This window comes from Sorangium sp. So ce590, assembly GCF_051521365.1.
Taxonomy (GTDB): domain Bacteria; phylum Myxococcota_A; class Polyangia; order Polyangiales; family Polyangiaceae; genus Sorangium.
The window spans coordinates 11245833-11262188 of the sequence record NZ_CP150346.1; the positions used below are offsets into that span (position 1 = coordinate 11245833).

Consider the following 16356-nt stretch of genomic DNA (forward strand, 5'->3'; position numbering starts at 1 on the left):
CCTCCACGCTTCAACGGAGCCGTTCGTCCGGGATGCTGTTCATCGGCAAGGGCTCGACGCTCCCCTCGTAGGCTGGAGGGAGCATCGGGCGGAGCCGCGACGCGGCGCCCTCCGGGAAGCCCGCGGGCACACAGGGAAGCCGCTCGTCCATGCCGGTGCGGAGGCTGAAGCGGGCCCGGATGCACTCGGGGAGCTGCCGGAAGTCCGTCACGTACCAGAGGCTCAGCGCGGTGCGGTCCTCGTCGCTGTCATTGGCGTGGGCGGCGTGGAGGAGCCGCGCGTCGATGACCACCAGGTCGCCGGCCGCGACCGGGAGCGGCACCTCGTCCTCGTAGGACTGGAAGGCGGGCGAGCTCGGGTCGCGCATCCTCCGCAGATCGGGCGTGTACGAGTCGCGGAGGTGGTCGTGGAGCGGGTGGCGTTTGCGGTGGCTGCCCGGGATGACGCGGAGACAGCCGTTGCGGGGTGTCGTGTCGACGAGATAGTAGATGAGGATCAGCTCTTGCGGGTCCGGCGCGTACGCGCTGGGGTGATTCCAGGCCGTGCCGTCCTGGTGCCAGAACGTCCGCGGCGTCCTCGGCAGCTTGTTGAAGACGATCCCGTGCTCGTAGCGCGGATCGTCGAAGCCGAGGTGACGGAGCGCGGCGAGCGTCCGCGGGTGGTCGATGAGATCGACCGACTCCGGATCTCGCAGGATATCGAGGAGGCTGCCGATCGCGACGTGCTTCTCCCGGTACTCGTCGGAGCCCTGGGGGGCGAGGATCCGCCCCGCGAGCGCGCGGCACCGGCGCACCTCGCCCGGCCCGAGGGCGCCGGGGACCACGGTGTATCCCTGCGAGAGGAGGCGATCCCGCTCGGCCCGCCATCGCGGCGGATCCGGGAGAGGGCTCGCGATCGGCTCATCCATCCCATTCATGAGGGCTCCTTTCGGGGCATACTCGCCCCTTCGAACCACGAGGTCTCGGGCGCGCGGGCCTCTGGCCGCGGCGTCGCGTCGACGCGGCGGATGGCCCGCGGGAGCGCGGCGCCGAGCAGCGCGAGGACGCCGAGGAGCCCCGCGAGCGCGGAGATCTGCGCCGGCTGCCCGGCGCCCGCGAAGCGGTGGCGCGGGACGGCGTCGACGTCGAAGGCCGCGAGGCCCTTGCCCCTGAAGAGGAGCGGATAGACGTGCTGCTTCAGCTGCTCATGGTAGGCGGCGATGCTGTCCCGGAAGGCGAGCTCGGTGGCCATGTCCGTGCCCGCCATCCGGTCGAGCAGGAGCTGGAGCGCGAGGGGCGGCAAGGCGAGGGCCGCCCGCTCGGTCCAGCGCTCCCGGCGCGCGAGCGCCGTGTGATACGCCTCGACCTCCCGGGCGACGTGCGCGTCGCCCATCTCGTGCATGGCGTAGTACCAGGGCCAGGAGAAGCGGTCCTCCGGCACGGGGGTAGAGGCCCACTCGGGGCGCCGCGCGAAGAACGGATCGAGCGTGGCGCGCTTCGGCCGGTCCCAGCCCGCGTTCATCTCCTGGCGCTGCGCGAGCGTGAGCTCGACGCCGCCGCGGGCGGGAGAGGCGGTGAGGATCGCGAGGTTGACGATCGAGGGCAAGAGGACGCACCAGGCCATCCAGGCGCCCACGAGCGTGATGGCGTTCCACGCCGATGAGCGGCCCAGCGATGCGACGAGGAAGACGAGCACGAACCAGAGCGCGACGTACGCGAGCGAGGCGAGCGCGAAGGCGCCGGCGCGCGCGTCGAGCGGCAGGCCGAGCCAGGCGACGGCGAAGGCGAACAGCGCGAGCGCCACGGCGGAGACGAGCGCGGCGCGCAGCGCGAGCCGGACGGCGAGCAGGCGCGACAGGCGCGTCGGCTGGGAGCAGACGAGCGCCTCCGTGCCGAGGTCGTCGTCGCGCGAGCGGACATCGTAGCTCACGCCGATGATGAAGAGCGGGACGAGGAAGATGAGGACGAACCCGTAATCGAAGCTGCCGGCGAGCTGCTCGAGCGGATTGGCGATGTCCGTCTGGTAGAGCTGGGGCACGAGGCCGATGAAGCGCAGGTGACGGCTGTACGGGTGCACGTCGCGCAGCCCGGTCGACAGCGCCGTCCATTCGTTCGGTTCGTGCGCGATCGGCATCGCGAGGTGGTAGAGGACGAGGCCGAGGTCGTCGTGCGGCGCGTGGGTCTTGCGGAGATAGCCCTCCTCCTCCCTGAGCGCAGGCTCGAGCGCCGCGATGACCTCGCGCTCCGCGGCGACGCGGGCCGCGCCGTCCACGATGGCGGCGACGCCGGTCGCGAGCAGGAGAGAGGCGGTGACGAGGAGCACCCGCGCGCGGAGGAGCTGGCGGAGCTCGAGGCGAGCCCACGCGACGAACGGGCTCATGATGCCTCTCCGTGGCGACGGGTGAAGAGCACGACGCCGAGCGAGAGCGCCGCCGCCCACGCGAGCACGGCGAGGCCCGCGGGCGCGACGCGGGACAGCGCCCATCCGGCGGGAGGCCGCCTGTGCTCGAAGGGGGAGAGCTCGCTCCACTCGGCCCGATCGACCCGCTGCGCCCTGTCGTCGTGCCAGCGGATCCTGGTGATGTGCAGGTGGTTCAGGTGCTGGATGAAGGCGTAGCGGTGCGCCTCGGCCTGCTGCTCGAAGTCGACGAGGTGGTGGGCGTCGGTGCCGGCGAGCCCCATCGAGAACGACCGGATCGCGAGCAGCGGCGTGAACAGGCCCGCCCGGAGCGCCAGCCCGTCCTGGGCGCGGTGCGCGTCGAACAGGCGCGTGGTGTAGTCGTTGAACAGCGCGGTGGTGACCTTCTCCGCCTCGCGCATCACGACGCCGCCGTAGTTGACCGGGAGGTCCTCGACCCGCGACGCGCCGTGCTCGGCCAGGGTGCGGCGCTGCAGCTCCTGGAAGTGGGGATTCCCGGGATCGTGGCTGTCGCCGACGCCGCGCATGGCGCGCGCCAGATCGAGCTCGACCTGGGCCCGCGAGGGCGTCGGGTGGAGGCGGCTCGCGGCCTGGGTGGCGAGCCGCGGCACGACGATCCAGAGCGCGATCCACAGGCCGAGCAGCGTCAGGAGGGCGCCCTGCGCGCGGCGGTGGAAGGACGAGACGAGCACGCCGAGCGCCGTGCAGGCGGTCAGATAGACGGCATAGCCGCCCGCGAGGAGGCCGGCGCGCAGGAGCGTATCGCTGGAAGCGTCGAGGATGCCCGTGAACCGCGCGCCGGCGAGCGCGAGGGCGAGGAGCGGCGCGAGCCAGAGCGCGACCGCGAGCAGCGTCCCGAGGGCCTTGCCGGCGATGAGGACGCGCGCGTCCACGCCCTGGGAGACGGCGAGGGCCCATGTCCCTGCCTCGCGCTCGCCGGCGACGCTGGCGAAGGTCATGCAGAAGATGAGCAGCGGGAGCAGCACCTGGAGGACGAAGGCGGCGCTCGGGGTCCCGAAGCGCGCGAGCTCGCTCGACTGCGCGGCCTCGCTGAAGCTCAGCGCGTTGCGCTGGTGCGGCTCGAGGAAGAGGGAAGTGCCGGCGAAGGACTCGAGGCCTGGGTCGAAGAAGCCGAGCGGGCTCGGCGGCCGGAAGGCGAAGGAGCCGTAATGGGCGGCGCGGTGCGGGTGGCGATCGGGCTGGTCGACCCACTGGCGGTGGACGAGCTCCTGGAGGGCCGCGCGCTGGCGGGCCTCGCCTGTGTGGCGCGCCGCCTCGAGCAGGAACGCCGCGACGAGGAGCGCCGCGACGAGCGCGGCGGCGACGCGGAAGGTGCGGTTGCGGAACGCGCGGATCGCCTCGTGCCGCGCCGCTGTGAAGAGGGCTCTCATGCGCTGACTCCCTGAGGGGCTCGTCGGACCGCGGCGGTCTCAGAAGCTCAAGGTGCCAGTCACGTACGCCGAGCGAGCGTTGCCCGGGTTGTGCTGGGCCCCTGCGGCGCCGAAGTCCTTGTACCAGATGGACGTGTCGTACGACCGGTCGAGCAGGTTGTTCACCTCGACGCCGACCGAGAGGGCCTCGGTGACGTCATAGGCCGCGCTCGCGTTGATGACGACGTAGTCGCCGACCTTCCGCGAGCCGTTCTCCTCGGTGAGGTTCTCCTTGTTCAGGTAGTAATCGCCCTGCGCGTAGCAGAAGAGCGAGACGAGCAGCTCCTGCACGGGGCGCACGTCGACTCCACCCTTGGCGCTGAAGCTCGGGACATGGTCGAGCTCCTTGCCCTTGTTCGCGGCGAGCGCCGGCCCGGGCTCGACCTGCTCGGAGATGGCGCGGCTGAACGCGCCCCACACCGAGAGGAACCCGAACGGCCGCAGCGTGAGCTCGACGTCGAAGCCGCGCCGCATCGTCTCGCCGACGTTCTCGGCGTCGCCGGAGCCGTCGCCCTTGTCCCGCACCTCGCCGCTCGCGCGCTGCTCCCAGTAGGCGACGTGGCTCGTGATCCACGGGAAGACGCTCGACCTGTAGCCGATCTCCCATCCGTCGTTGATCGACGGATCGAGCGGCGCGCCCTGAACGGCATAGGCGCCCTTGCCGGTGCCGATCTGGAACGTGCGCCCGTAGTTGGCGTACAGACGCTGTCCCTTCACCGGCGTGACCATGACGCTCGCCTTCGGCTGCCAGATGAAGCCGTAGTCGTTGAGGTCGTGATCGACCCTGCGGGCCGCCTCGCCCTCGGGCTGCTCCAGGAAGCCGCCGGCGCCGGCCAGGCGGTCGGCCCGCAGCGCGGCCACCAGCTTGATCGGCTTGATCGGGCTCGCGCTCGCCTGCACGTAGGAGCCGGCGGCGTGAAGGGCGAAGTCCTCGTCGCGGAACGCGGCGCCCTGCCGCTGGCGATCGATCGTGGGGATGCGCTGGGTCCGGTTGTCCTGGAGCTGGTAGTCGACCCCCCACGCGACGGTGAGGCCGAGCGCCCGAGGGTCGCGCGCGCGGTACGTGAGGACGGAGATCGCGCCGTACTGCCTGTCGTTCTCGGCCCGCAGCTGCTGGTCGAGGTCGGGATCGAACTTCACCCACCGGTCCCGCAGGAACGCCTGCCCATAGCCCTTCAGCTGCCACGAGAGGCCCTGGGTGAGCTCGTGATCCAGGTGGACGCTCGCGTGGAGGGTCGTCTGCCGGCCGCCGTCGGTCGCCGCGTGGGCGGGCGACGCCGTGGGGCGCGCGCGCGCGTCCGCGGCCGACAGGTAGCCGGGGGCGTCCGCGTCGAGGAGCATGCCGCGCAGGATGAGCCCGACCCGGAGCCCCCTGGACGGCTCGTAAAACCACTTGGCCGAGCCGGCGACCCTGTCGGTCCTCGCGTGATCGCGGTAGTTGTCCGAGCCGCGGTACCCGGCGAAGTAGGTCTGGCTCAGGGCGTCGTGCTCGGTCGCGACGAGCACCTGGGGCTCGACGGTCCAGAAGCTCCCGGCGACGAGCCGGGCGATGCGCTCGCTCCCCGCCTTGCGGGTGATGACATGGATGTTGCCAGCGACGTTGTTCAGGCCGTAGCGCGGGTCGTTCGTGCCCTTGACGACCTCCATCCGCTCGATCTCGAGCGGGAAGACGGCCTTCATGTCGGGGAGGCCGACGTGGTGGCTGCTGGGGATGCCGTCGATGAGGAGCTTCGTGTGGGCGACGTCGCCCTGCGTGTTGAAGCCGCGGAGCCCCACGTCGGCGTTGATGATGCCCTGGTTGAAGGACTCGACGTAGACCGCCGGCACGCGCCGGAGCAGCTCGAGCGGCTCGGCCGTGCTCTGCCCCTGGATCACCTCGCCGCCGAGGATATCGACCGAGGTCACGACGTCGGCGCTGTCGAGCGGGCCGACCCGCTGGCCGATGACGACGACCTCCTCGCCGAGCGCGACGGAGGCGTCGGGCGCCGCGGTCTCTGGGGCGCCGGCCGGCGCGGCGCCTCCCGGGGGCGCCGCCGCGGCGGCGGGGGTCGAGAGGAGCGCGGCGAGCGCGGTGGCGAGGCCGGAGGCGCGCGCGCGCGGGGTCATGACAGGGCCTCGGGCGCAGGCGCGGCGGGCGCGCCGCCGCGCGGGGGGAGCGGGGGAGCCGCGTCGCCGGAGGGGTCGAAGTGCCGGCGGTACAGCGAGAGGACCTCGGCCTCGGACAGGCGGGCGGCGCTCGTGATCTCGACGAGCCGGCCGGCCTTCATGACGCCGATCCGGTGCGCGATGCTCGCGACGGCGCCGAGGTCGTGCGTCACCATCAGCACGGCGGCGCCGCGGTCGCCCTCGCGCCGGATCGCGGCGCAGAGCTCGCGGACGGCGCCCGGATCCAGCCCGGAGGTCGGCTCGTCGAGGAGCAGGGCGCTGGCGCTCTTCGCCTGCGAGAGGGCGAGGACGACCTTCTGCCGCATGCCCTTGGAGTAGCCGCTCGCCGCGCGATGCACGGCGCCCTCGGGCAGCCCGGCCGCGGTGAGCAGCCGCGAGAGCTCCGCGGAGGGAGGCACGCGCGCCTGCGACAGGCCGAGGAAATAAGCGAGGTTCTCGCCGCCGGTGAGGTGCGGGTAGAGCCGCACCTGCTCGGGCACGTAGGCGATCCGCCGCCGCGCCCCGATGGGATCGGGCTCCACGTGGGCGGAGCCCACGTAGGCGGCGCCGGAGGAAGGCCTCGTGAAGCCGAGAAACAGGCTCAGCGTGGTGGTCTTGCCCGCCCCGTTGGGGCCGAGGAGACAGAACACCTCTCCGGCCGGGACCTCGAGATCGAGCGCGTCGAGCGCGGGGACGCCCCCGTAGGTTTTCGAAAGCTTGTTCGCCGTGAGCATGACTGGGCAGCCGGGGCGATCGCCGCCGGAGCGCACCTTATGCGAGGCGGATAACTAAAAGTCAATTGCAAATGTGATGCAATTGCATGTGCTGCGCTTCTTCGTGTCATGGTCGACGCGGCGCGGCCGCAGATCGGCCGCCCCTCCCCAGGACGACGCGGCGCGAGGCCTGTTCGCCAGCGCGTCGCGGCGCGTCCGTGCGCTCTGGACGAGCGTGCGGGTCAACCCGGGGAGCGAGGGCGACCGCGCCCGGGCCTGGATCGAGGCCGGCGCGCCGCCCGACGCGGCGCGCCGGCTCCGCGCCGGCGAGCCGCGCGCGTGATAGCGTGCCTGCCGCCGGCGCGGGGGGGCGACGCTTCGTTCACCTCCGCGGGCGGCAGAGAGGGGACACCGTGCGTCTGAAGGACAAGATCGCGCTCATCACCGGGGCGAGCAGGGGGATCGGGAGGGCCAGCGCGCTCGCGCTGGGCCGCGAGGGGGCCGTCGTGGTCGGCGTGGCGCGCACCGCGGCGGACCTTTCCGCGCTCGAGCGGGACGTCCGCGCCGCGGGCGGCCGCGGGCTGATGATAGAGGCCGACGTCACCCGCGCGGCCTCCGTGGCTGCCTGTGTGGAGCGGACGGTCCGCGAGCTCGGGCGGATCGACATCCTCGTCAACAACGCGGGTATCGGCGGCTACCGGCCGTTCCTCGAGTGGTCCGAGGACGACTACGATCGCATCATGGCGACGAACATGAAGGGGACCTGGCTGTTCTGCCGTGAGGTCATCCCCCACATGCGCCGCCAGGGCGGCGGCCATATCGTCAATGTCGCCAGCGTCGCCGGCCTGCAGGGCTATCCGAACGAGGCCATCTACTGCGCGTCCAAGTTCGCGCAGGTCGGCCTGACGCAGGCGCTCGACCGCGAGTTCTGGCAGGAGAACATCAAGGTGAGCGCCGTCTGCCCGGGCGGCGTCGAGACCCACTTCGCGCTCGGCGACGGGCGCACCGCGGGCTCGGAGCGCATGCAGGGCTTCTCCACCGCGGAGGACGTGGCCGAGGCCGTGGTGCTCGCCGCGCTGCCGCGGGATCGCTCGCGCATCGTGCAGATCGTGATGCGGCCCATGAACGAGGCCACCTAGCGCGGGGCCCGGAGGCGGCGATCACCTCGCCCGTGTCATCGATCCCGGTGCAGGGGCGGGGGGGGCTGCTGGCGGCTCGAATGCGGGAACGGCTTCGTCCCGCACACGATGTAGCCGACGCTGCCGCCGGCGCTCGCGTACGTCCCCCGGGCGATGGCCTCTGCGTTCCTGTGGGCCGCGGCCAGCGCCGCCGCCCAGCACGCCTCGAACACGTGCTCCTCGCCGCCGCCGGCGAGGAAATAGCGATGCGTGTCGGACCGGCTCCAGATCCAGAAGTCGCGCCGGGCGAAGTCGGCTATCTCCTCCACGGTCGCGCGCTGCTCCGCGGACGCATAGGGCGGCAGGACCATGCTCGCCTTGTCGTTGAGATAGACCTGGATATCGAGGAGACCGTGCCTGGCGAAGAGCTCGGGGACGAGCTCGCCCAGCGAGCTGTGCCCTTCACCCAGAGCCGCCTTGCCCCGCTCGCACAGGAGCTGGAAGCGCACGAGGGTGAGGGTCTCCTCGACCGGCGCGTGCAGCACGGCCGCGTCGAGCAGGGCGCCGGCCAGGTTGTTCGGCTCGGCGGCGGCCACGAGCCCGCCCGGCCTGGCGACGCGGACCATCTCGGCGATCATCGCGGCCGGATCCGCGGCGTGGATCAGCACCGTCTGGCACGTCACGAGATCGAACGTGTCGCCCTCGAACGGCAGCTGCTCGGCGAGCCCGACCTGATAGCGATACCGCTCGGCCTCCCCGCGCGCCGCCGCGCGCTCGGCCGCCTTCTCGACCCAGACCGGATCGCGGTCGACGCCGGTGATGCGCGCCGCCCTGGGCAGGACGCCGCCGAGCACGCGCCCCCAGTGCCCGACGCCGCACCCGACATCGAGCACCTCGCGCACCCGGCTCAGGCCCCACCTCCGCGCGAGGAGCTCGACGTAATCGTGATTCCACCAGCCGTCGCGCGATTCGCCGAAGTACTCGGCCGAGTGCGAGGGGTGCTCGGCGAACTCATTTCCCATGACAAGGCACCTCGGGCGGACCTCACGAGAAGGTGTGGTCTCAACGTATCGCCTCCGGTGCGCCCGCCGCAACTCGTGCCCGATGCGAGAGCTCGCGCCGGCGCGCCGGAATGGCTCTGAGGCCGCCCACGGCGTGGGCGACGAACGCGCGCCGCCCGTCGGCCGAAGCGACGACCGCCCCGGGATCCCGCGCGAGCGGGAGCTCGCCGAGCCGCCGGAGGTCCGCGGTCGCGAAGCTGGTAAGCGCGGGGTTCCACCGGCTCGCGACGAGCAGCGTCGCGCGGTCCGGCGTCATCGCGAGCCCCACCGGCTCGGTCGCCACGGGCACCAGGCAGCGACGCGCGAGCGGGGCGGCGGCGCCGGTCGGATCGAGCACCTCGAGCAGGCCGCGGTCGCGCAGCGAGGCGACGACGCGGCCGTCGCCCAGCACGATCACCTGGGCGGGCCGGCCCGCGAGCGGGGTGCGCGCGAGCGCGGCGCGGGCGTCGAGGTCGACGGTGTGGATGGCGCGATCGTCCTCGTCGGCGACGAAGGCGAGGGTGCGGCCGCCGAGGTCCGCGAGGGCGACGCCGGAGCCGGCGTGGGTCGGATCGAGCGGCGCGGGCGCGGGGCCCGCGGTGCGCCGTGCGCAGGACGGCGGCGGCGTCGGTCCGGCGGCGGCGATGATCGGCGGCGTCGGTCCGGCGGCGGCGGCGCTCGGCGCCGGCGGGGCCGCGTCGCGCGGGCGGGGGGTGCAGGAGATCAGGAGGGCGAGGGCGGTCGGGGCGGCGGCTCTCATGCCCGGGCCGTCGGGCGAGCGGTCGAGCGTGTGACAGGCGCGTCGCCGAGGAGGGACCGTCTCCTCGGGTCGCCGGATCGATCGCGCGGATACCCCTGTTCTGCAGGATCGACAGCGCCCCCTCGGCGTGCTGACGCTGCGGAGGGCCCCGAGGGAGACGAGCGCAAGAATATCCGGCAGATCGACGTCCTCGGGCCGATCATGGGGCCCGGTTCCAGACCTGCAAGGACAAGGGCCTGGACGCCATCGAGCCCGACGAGGTCGACGGCTACGCCAATGACTCGGGGTTCCCCTTCACCTACGAAGACCAGATCGCCGACAGCCGATTCATCGCGGAGCTCGCCCACGGCATGGGCATGTCCGTCGGGCTCAAGGGCGCGTGCAGGAGAAGGGAAGGTTCGATGTCGAAGCGGTTGAGCCCCGGCGCTGTCGTCGCCGGGGGTGGTGCACGTGGAGCTCTGCTTCGCGCTCCCGCACGCCGATCATGGGGGAGATGATCATCGAGGCCGAGCGACGAGGAGAGCTGCGAGGCGGCGGATCGGGCGACGACCGAAGGCCGAAGAAGAGCGCTCGATCCTCGAGCGAGCCCGCGCGATCGGCCCGTGCGAGATCGAGGATGCGTTGCTCGATCTCGATCTCGGGGGCGAGGCGCTGGTCCGCTGGCTCGCGGAGCCGATACGCCCATCGTGAGCTCCTGCAGGAAGACAGGAGACCGGGCGCGCGACCGCAGAGCTGCGCCTGCGACACGCAGCGCCCGCCCATCCCGCCAGGGTTCGAAGCAGGCACAGCAATCATAACCATCGCTCGATTGCAACAGCCAAGTTGATCGAAATGGTCGAGGGACCTGCGTTGATGCGCATGCGCGCTGATGCGCGCGAGTCGCTCAACATGCATGCGCCGAGCCTTCCGGGAGCGCGCGAGACACCCACGGGCGCGCAGCATCGCGCGTGTCGGCGCGCGCCTGCACCCCATGGCGGCGCACGCCGGCGATGGCGATCTCCGAGCATGAAGGCGAGGAGAAAATCTCGATCATCTTCCCGCCTGCATGTCTCCCTCCCCGGTCCGCGCGGGCCACCACCCGGAGGCCGGTGCCCCTCGCAGCGATGGAGCTGGCGCCCACGCGCTGTCAAATGGTATCACCGGGGCACGGCTCGCTTTGTAGCTCGTGCTCGACCGTCCCAGCACCAAGGTCCTCCCGGCAGTCTCCTACCTGTTCGCACCTGGTGTCTTGACGGTGACCCGAGCTCGGTTCTTCACCCATCGCGAGAGGCCCGGGAGCGCGCCGGGCTCGCGACCTCTGGCCTTGTTGCAAGGAAGCAATGGATAACAGGCTCGCCTCGATCTCGTGTACGACGCTGCTGAACGGCACGCCCATGCCGATGGCGTTGCTCTCCGGCACGGGGGAGGTGGTCGCCTGTAACCCGGCCTGGGAGGGGCGCGTCGGTCCTCCCGGGCGGGTCCTCGAGCGCGTGCACGAGGACGATCGCGGCGAGCTGACGGCGCGGATGACGGCCGCGCGCGCCGCCGCGGGCAGCGTCTCCGCGACGGCGCGCCTCGTGGACGCCCGCGGCGAGACCACCCCGCTGCAATGGACCCTGTGGCGCGCCGACGACACGGCGCTCTGGGCCGCCGTGAAGCCCGATCGCGATGCGTGGGAGACGCAGGCGCGCGTCCTCGTCGACGTGTTCCAGACGATGGATGCGGTGATCTGGGCCTGCGACCGGGCGGGCACGCTTCAGGTCTCCGACGGCAATGGGCTCGCGAACCTCGGGCTCAAGCCGGGTCAGCTCATCGGAAAGACCATGCTCGAGCTCTACGGCGAGGGCGCGCAGGTCCACGAGCTGTGCAGGCGCGCGCTCGCCGGCGAGACGGTCCGCATGGACACCGTGGCCGACGGCGTGCACTGGATCGTGCACTACGCGCCCCGCCGCGGCGAGGACGGCGAGATCGATGGCGTGCAGACGCTCGGCATCAACCTGGCCGACCACGTCAACCTCGCCGCGCAGGCGGAGCTGCTCCGCGCGTGCATCAGCAGCATGCCGATCATCATCTGGGCGTTCGACAAGGACGGCGTCTGCGTGGTGGCGCAGGGCGGGGCGCTCGCGCAGGTCGGCGCGATGGAGCGAAACGGGCTGGGCAAGCACATGAGCGAGCTCTGCGGCAACACGGACGACGTGCGCGAGGCCTTCCAGCGCGCCCTCTCCGGCGAGGTCGCGCACGCCGAGCAGAACCGGCAAGACGGCGTCTGGCGGACCAGGTTCGTCCCCCAGAAGGACGTGCTCGGCGAGATCATCGGCGTCGGCGCCATCAGCGAGGACATCACGCAGCAGCGCCGCGTCGAGCAGCAGCTGCGAGAGCAGCTGCGGCTCACCCAGGATCAGCAGGAGTCGATCGCGCGGCTGTCGAGCCCGATCATCGAGGTCTGGCAGGACGTGCTCATCGTGCCCTTGATCGGCGCGGTCGACGCGGATCGCGCGGCGATGGTGATGGAGTCGCTGCTCGCGGCCGTCGTGGAGCGGCAGGCGGCCTTCGCCATCCTCGACCTCACCGGCATCGATTCGGTCGACACGACCACGGCGCAGCACCTGATCAAGATCACCAACGGGCTGACGCTGCTCGGCTGCCGGGCCGTGGTCACCGGCATCCGCCCGCCGGTCGCGCAGACGATGGTCGGGCTGGGCTTCGATCTCTCGCAGGTGTGCACGCTGCGCAGCCTGAAAGAGGCGCTCCGCTGGTGCATGCGCGAGGCGCGGCGCCGCTGAGGCGCCGCGCCGCGCCGCCCGCTCAGCCGGGGCTCGACGGATCCGCCGGATCCGTGCCGGCGTCGCGCTCGTCGCCGTCGCGAATGCCGTCGCCGTCGCGGTCGACGCCGCTCCGCGGGCCCGAGCCGGGCGGCATGCAGGTGTACGTCACCCGGTGCCCGGTGAGCACGGAGAACCAGCGCAGGCCGACGTCGCTCACCGGCGGGGCCGCGCTCCGATCGGTGGTGAACTGACCTCCTCCTGCATAGAGCAGGCCGATCTCCTCCAGGAAGAACGGCATCTTCGCCACGAGGTCGCACTCCCCGACCTCGGCGCGCTCGAGGAGCAGGTCGATCCGCGGCCAGGCCGCCGCCGCGTTGTGCGCGCCGAGCGTGACCTGCTGCCCGACGATCGGCGCGAGGTTCGTGTCGAACGCGAGCATGAAGTCGACGGCTTGCTGGCGCAGGATCACCCCGGAGGCGTCGAGCGGGAAGCCGTTCGGCGTGAAACCGCTCTCCTCGAACCCGATCGCCTGGTGGAAGCGGAAGAGCGTGTCCATGACCCCGTCGTGCATGAACCCGAAGCCGCGGATCTGGTCGCCCATGAACTCGTTGTCTCCGGGGTGGAAGAGGCTCGGGACCGCGGCCATGCCGAACATGCCGACCTTCTGGTACATGTTGCGCAGGTGAGGGTTCTTGAAGCTCTGACCGTTCTCCTGTCCGACGCTCGAGCCGTCCGACCCGAAGAAGCCGGGGAAAGGCTCGCCGACGTCGGCGTTCGCGTCGGGGTCCAGGCTGTGGCAAGAGGCGCATGAGAACGTGCCGTCGACGCCCTCGCGGACGAAGTGATCGCGCCCGGCCTGCTGGTCGGGGGTGAGGGAATTGTCGAGATTCCGGATCGGGTTCGGCGGATACGTCAGCTGGAGGATGAAGTCGGTGAACGCCTCCATGTCGTCGTCCGGGATGGGCGCGTCCCGGCCGAGCAGGCCGGTGAAGCCGGCCTGGAATCGCCTGAACGCCGCGCGCTCGTCGAAGGACCCGCTGTCCGGCTGCGCGGTGGGCTCGTCGTTGCCGCCCGTGCGGTCGCCGCGCCAGTGCATCGGCCCGTGGTTGGCCATCCCGCGCAGGCTCTGGGTCGTCATCGGCCCCTTCATGGGCTTCAGCGTGGTGTCGGCGGGGAACGGCGGGTTGATGCTCGTGAACGGCCCAGCGTTCGTCTGGGTGGTCGCGTCCGGATTGCCGAGATCCCAGGCCAGGCTGTCGAGGTCGCCGAACACGTGGCAGCTCGCGCACGACGAGTCGCCGTGGCTCGACGTGAAGCTCGCGTCGTGGAGGAACACCCGCCCGCGGACCACGCTCTCCGGCTCGGGGTTGTGGAGCGCGATGTGCGCGGTCTCGGCGCGCGTCACGGTGTTGATGATCGAGATGGAGTTGTCGAAGCGCGTGAGCACGTACAGCCGGCCGCGCGGCTGATCGAGCGCGAGCCCGCTCGGCCCGCCGCCGCTGACCGGGATCTGGCTCGCCAGGCTCGGCGTGAAGGTGTCGCTCTCCAGCTCGGCCGTCGTGAAGACCCCGATCTTGCTCGACCCGAACGCGGCGACGTAGAGCTTCGACCCGTCGCTGGTCACCGCCATATCGACCGGCGTGGCGAGGCTCTTTGCGTTCTCCGGGTTGGGCACGGGGGCGCAGCACGTCGCGTAATCGATGTGCTTGTTCAGGTGCCGCGGCAGGGCCGCGCCGCCGCCGAGCACGGTGATCCGGCTCTCGTGCAGGTGTCCTCGGACGCTCGATCCGGCGAAGGTGCCCGGGCCCTCGAAGCGGTCGAGGTTGAACGCCTCGGTGTTGGAGACATAGACCTTCCCGTTCGCCGGGTTGACGACCATGTTGTAGAGGATGGTCCCCACGCCGGTGAAGAAGCCGGCGCTGCCGGGGCGCTGCTGCGGGGGGCTGGCCATGGCGTCGATGACGAAGACGTCCTTGTCCGGCAGCGAGAACCTGATCTCGTCGTCCCAGGGGCGGCCGAGGGTGTCGACCCAGTGGTCGCCGTCGTGGCGGACGATGAGCGATGTCGACGGCTGCGGCTCGCCGAGGAAGTTGGTGATCGGCGGCGGCAGTCCGCCGCCCTCCTCCACGAGCACGCGGTGGACGGCGGTCGTGCGATTGCCGGTGTGAAAGCCCGCGGCGTAGACCGAGGCCCCGTCCGGGCTGACCGCGAGCGCCCTCGGCGTGTCGGTGAAGAAGGTGAGGATCGTGAGGGGCGCGCCGCCGAGCGACGCGTCATTCACGACCGCGTTCGCGTTGAACACCCAGACGTCCGCGCGGCCGACCCCGGGCGTCGTCAGCTGCGGATCGAACGGCGCGTTCTGGCCCCGGTGGGCCGCGGTGATGAACGCGCGCGAGCGACCCGGGCCTGCGAAGACGATGTCGCGCGGCTCGTCCCCGACGAGGAGCGTGCGCACGAGCCGCGGGCGTGAGGGAAACGACACGTCGACGACGCTGACGCTGTCCGAGAGGTGATTGACGACCCACACCTCGTCGTTGCTGCGCGCGGCGACGGCGACGGGCTCGAGGCCCACGCTGACGGACGAGAGGTGCGAAAGGCCGCTCGAGGTGACGCGGAAGATCTCCAGGCGGTTGTCGGGTGTATTGGCCGCGAGCAGCAGCTTGCGGTCGGGCGAGAGCGCGAGCGGCCTCACCTGGCCGCTCTCGAAGAGCGTATACGACGGAGCCGCCTCCGCCCGGTGCCCGACCAAGAGGCACACGAAAACGGCGGCGGTGATGAGCAGGGAACTGAGAGAGCGTGGATGACGATGTAGGACCATCCTGACCTCCTTGCGGGGTAAAGGGGAGATTATCCCCTCAGCATAGAACCGCATGGCGGTGCCCTGGAATCAAGTGTTTATTGCATTCATTGATGCGCGCGGTCCCTCATTCGTGCCCGGCGCGGGCGGTGCTGAGGGATCGATATATGCATTGGTGGAACGAGCGGGCGCTCATTGGGGGGGACGCTCACGTCGGCCATGCCGGTGCGCCCCATCCACCGCCGGGGTGCGCCGCGCGCCTTGACGACGCGTAACAAATCGGTTACGCGTCTCCCCATGGACGGGGTTGCCCAGGCGCTCGCGGATCCGATCCGCCGGGAGATCCTGCGGATGCTGCGCGACCGCAGCGCCACGGCCGGCGCCATCGCCGGCGCGTTTCCGGTCAGCCGCCCAGCTGTCAGTCGGCACCTGCGTGTCCTGCGCGAGGCGGGCCTGGTGCGCGACGTCCAGTGCGGCCGCGAGCGCGAGTACCGCCTCGAGCTCGGCCCGCTCGCCGAGCTCGAGGCGTTCCTGCGAGCGCTGCACGCCGAGAGCCCGTGGCATCGCCGCTTTGACGCGCTCGAGACCGAGGTGCACCGCGTCGGCCGACAGCGGCGCATGGCGACCGCGACCCCATCCAGCAACGAAACGAAACGCAAGAAGGAGACAGCATGAGCCCCCGACCCACCGGCCGCGTCCGGAGCACGGCGACAGGCGCCGATCTCGTCATCATGCGCAGCTTCCGCGCTCCCATTGAAGACGTCTGGCAGAGCGTCACCGACTCCGAGAGCACGGCGCGCTGGATCGGCCCGTGGGACGGGGAGGCGGGGCCCGGGAAGACGGTGCGCCTGCAGATGGCGTTCGAGCAGGGGGCGCCGTGGTGCGACGTCTCGATCGAGGCGTGCGAGCCGCCGCATCGCGTCGCGCTCTCGGCGAAGGACGATTACGGCGCGTGGCGGCTCGAGCTGTCGCTCGCGGCGAAGGGCGAGACGACCGAGCTCACCTTCGTCCAGCACCTCACCGATCCCGCGCTCGCCGGCGATACAGGGCCTGGGTGGGAGTATTACCTCGACATGCTCGTCGCCTCCCGGCTCGGCGAGCCGCTGCCCAGCTTCGCCGACTACTACCCGGCGCAGCGCGATTATTACCTGGGCGACGCCCGTACGGAGGCATAGCCGATCACGGCGCGCGGGCGTACGGCGTGCCCGATCC

14 protein-coding genes are annotated in these 16356 nt (G+C 71.6%); 6 read left to right on the forward strand and 8 right to left on the reverse strand.

From position 1 onward, the window contains the following. Window positions 1-10: 10 nt before the first annotated feature. Genes WMF28_RS42655 through WMF28_RS42675 form a run of 5 tightly spaced genes read right to left on the reverse strand, consistent with a single transcriptional unit; the run spans window position 11 to window position 6706 of the window. Window positions 11-916 carry a phytanoyl-CoA dioxygenase family protein gene (locus WMF28_RS42655; protein ID WP_437599491.1) on the reverse strand — a complete coding sequence of 302 codons (906 nt, stop codon included), beginning with the start codon at window positions 914-916 and terminating at the stop codon, window positions 11-13. After that, a complete protein-coding gene (locus WMF28_RS42660) occupies window positions 913-2358 on the reverse strand; it encodes a DUF3526 domain-containing protein (RefSeq protein ID WP_437599492.1) in 1446 nt (481 codons plus the stop codon). The genes WMF28_RS42655 and WMF28_RS42660 overlap by 4 nt, the downstream gene beginning before the upstream one ends. Beyond that, a complete protein-coding gene (locus WMF28_RS42665; protein WP_437599493.1) occupies window positions 2355-3788 on the reverse strand; it encodes a DUF3526 domain-containing protein in 1434 nt (477 codons plus the stop codon). The genes WMF28_RS42660 and WMF28_RS42665 overlap by 4 nt, the downstream gene beginning before the upstream one ends. Window positions 3789-3827: 39 nt before the next feature. Then, window positions 3828-5933: a TonB-dependent receptor gene (locus WMF28_RS42670; RefSeq protein WP_437599494.1), complete on the reverse strand. Its 2106-nt coding sequence runs from the start codon at window positions 5931-5933 to the stop codon at window positions 3828-3830. Beyond that, entirely contained in the window at window positions 5930-6706 is a 777-nt protein-coding gene (locus WMF28_RS42675; protein ID WP_437599495.1) for an ABC transporter ATP-binding protein, read from the reverse strand. The genes WMF28_RS42670 and WMF28_RS42675 overlap by 4 nt, the downstream gene beginning before the upstream one ends. 76 nt (window positions 6707-6782) lie before the next feature. Between WMF28_RS42675 and WMF28_RS42680 the strand changes: the two genes are divergently transcribed. Then, on the forward strand, window positions 6783-7028 hold the full coding sequence (locus WMF28_RS42680) for a hypothetical protein (protein ID WP_437599496.1): 246 nt from the start codon (window positions 6783-6785) through the stop codon (window positions 7026-7028). Window positions 7029-7098: 70 nt separating this feature from the next. Then, window positions 7099-7824 (forward strand): SDR family oxidoreductase, encoded by a 726-nt coding sequence (locus WMF28_RS42685; RefSeq protein ID WP_437599497.1) that lies wholly within the window; start codon window positions 7099-7101, stop codon window positions 7822-7824. Window positions 7825-7859: 35 nt separating this feature from the next. Here WMF28_RS42685 and WMF28_RS42690 read toward each other — a convergent pair whose 3' ends face one another. Both WMF28_RS42690 and WMF28_RS42695 read right to left on the reverse strand, forming a co-directional pair. Beyond that, entirely contained in the window at window positions 7860-8825 is a 966-nt protein-coding gene (locus WMF28_RS42690) for a class I SAM-dependent methyltransferase (protein WP_437599498.1), read from the reverse strand. Between the two features lie 40 nt (window positions 8826-8865). Continuing rightward, a complete protein-coding gene (locus tag WMF28_RS42695; RefSeq protein ID WP_437599499.1) occupies window positions 8866-9603 on the reverse strand; it encodes a YncE family protein in 738 nt (245 codons plus the stop codon). Between the two features lie 245 nt (window positions 9604-9848). Between WMF28_RS42695 and WMF28_RS42700 the strand changes: the two genes are divergently transcribed. Continuing rightward, window positions 9849-10100: an endo alpha-1,4 polygalactosaminidase gene (locus WMF28_RS42700; protein WP_437604371.1), complete on the forward strand. Its 252-nt coding sequence runs from the start codon at window positions 9849-9851 to the stop codon at window positions 10098-10100. Window positions 10101-10922: 822 nt separating this feature from the next. Beyond that, a complete protein-coding gene (locus WMF28_RS42705; RefSeq protein WP_437599500.1) occupies window positions 10923-12365 on the forward strand; it encodes a PAS domain-containing protein in 1443 nt (480 codons plus the stop codon). A gap of 22 nt (window positions 12366-12387) precedes the next feature. Here WMF28_RS42705 and WMF28_RS42710 read toward each other — a convergent pair whose 3' ends face one another. Further along, the gene (locus tag WMF28_RS42710; RefSeq protein ID WP_437599501.1) at window positions 12388-15165 is read right to left on the reverse strand and encodes a hypothetical protein; all 2778 of its coding nucleotides are present in this window, start codon (window positions 15163-15165) and stop codon (window positions 12388-12390) included. Window positions 15166-15441: 276 nt separating this feature from the next. Between WMF28_RS42710 and WMF28_RS42715 the strand changes: the two genes are divergently transcribed. Both WMF28_RS42715 and WMF28_RS42720 read left to right on the forward strand, forming a co-directional pair. Continuing rightward, window positions 15442-15819, forward strand: coding sequence for an ArsR/SmtB family transcription factor (locus WMF28_RS42715; protein ID WP_437604372.1), 378 nt, complete (start codon window positions 15442-15444; stop codon window positions 15817-15819). Further along, window positions 15816-16319 carry an SRPBCC family protein gene (locus tag WMF28_RS42720; protein ID WP_437599502.1) on the forward strand — a complete coding sequence of 168 codons (504 nt, stop codon included), beginning with the start codon at window positions 15816-15818 and terminating at the stop codon, window positions 16317-16319. The genes WMF28_RS42715 and WMF28_RS42720 overlap by 4 nt, the downstream gene beginning before the upstream one ends. Window positions 16320-16356 lie beyond the last annotated feature (37 nt).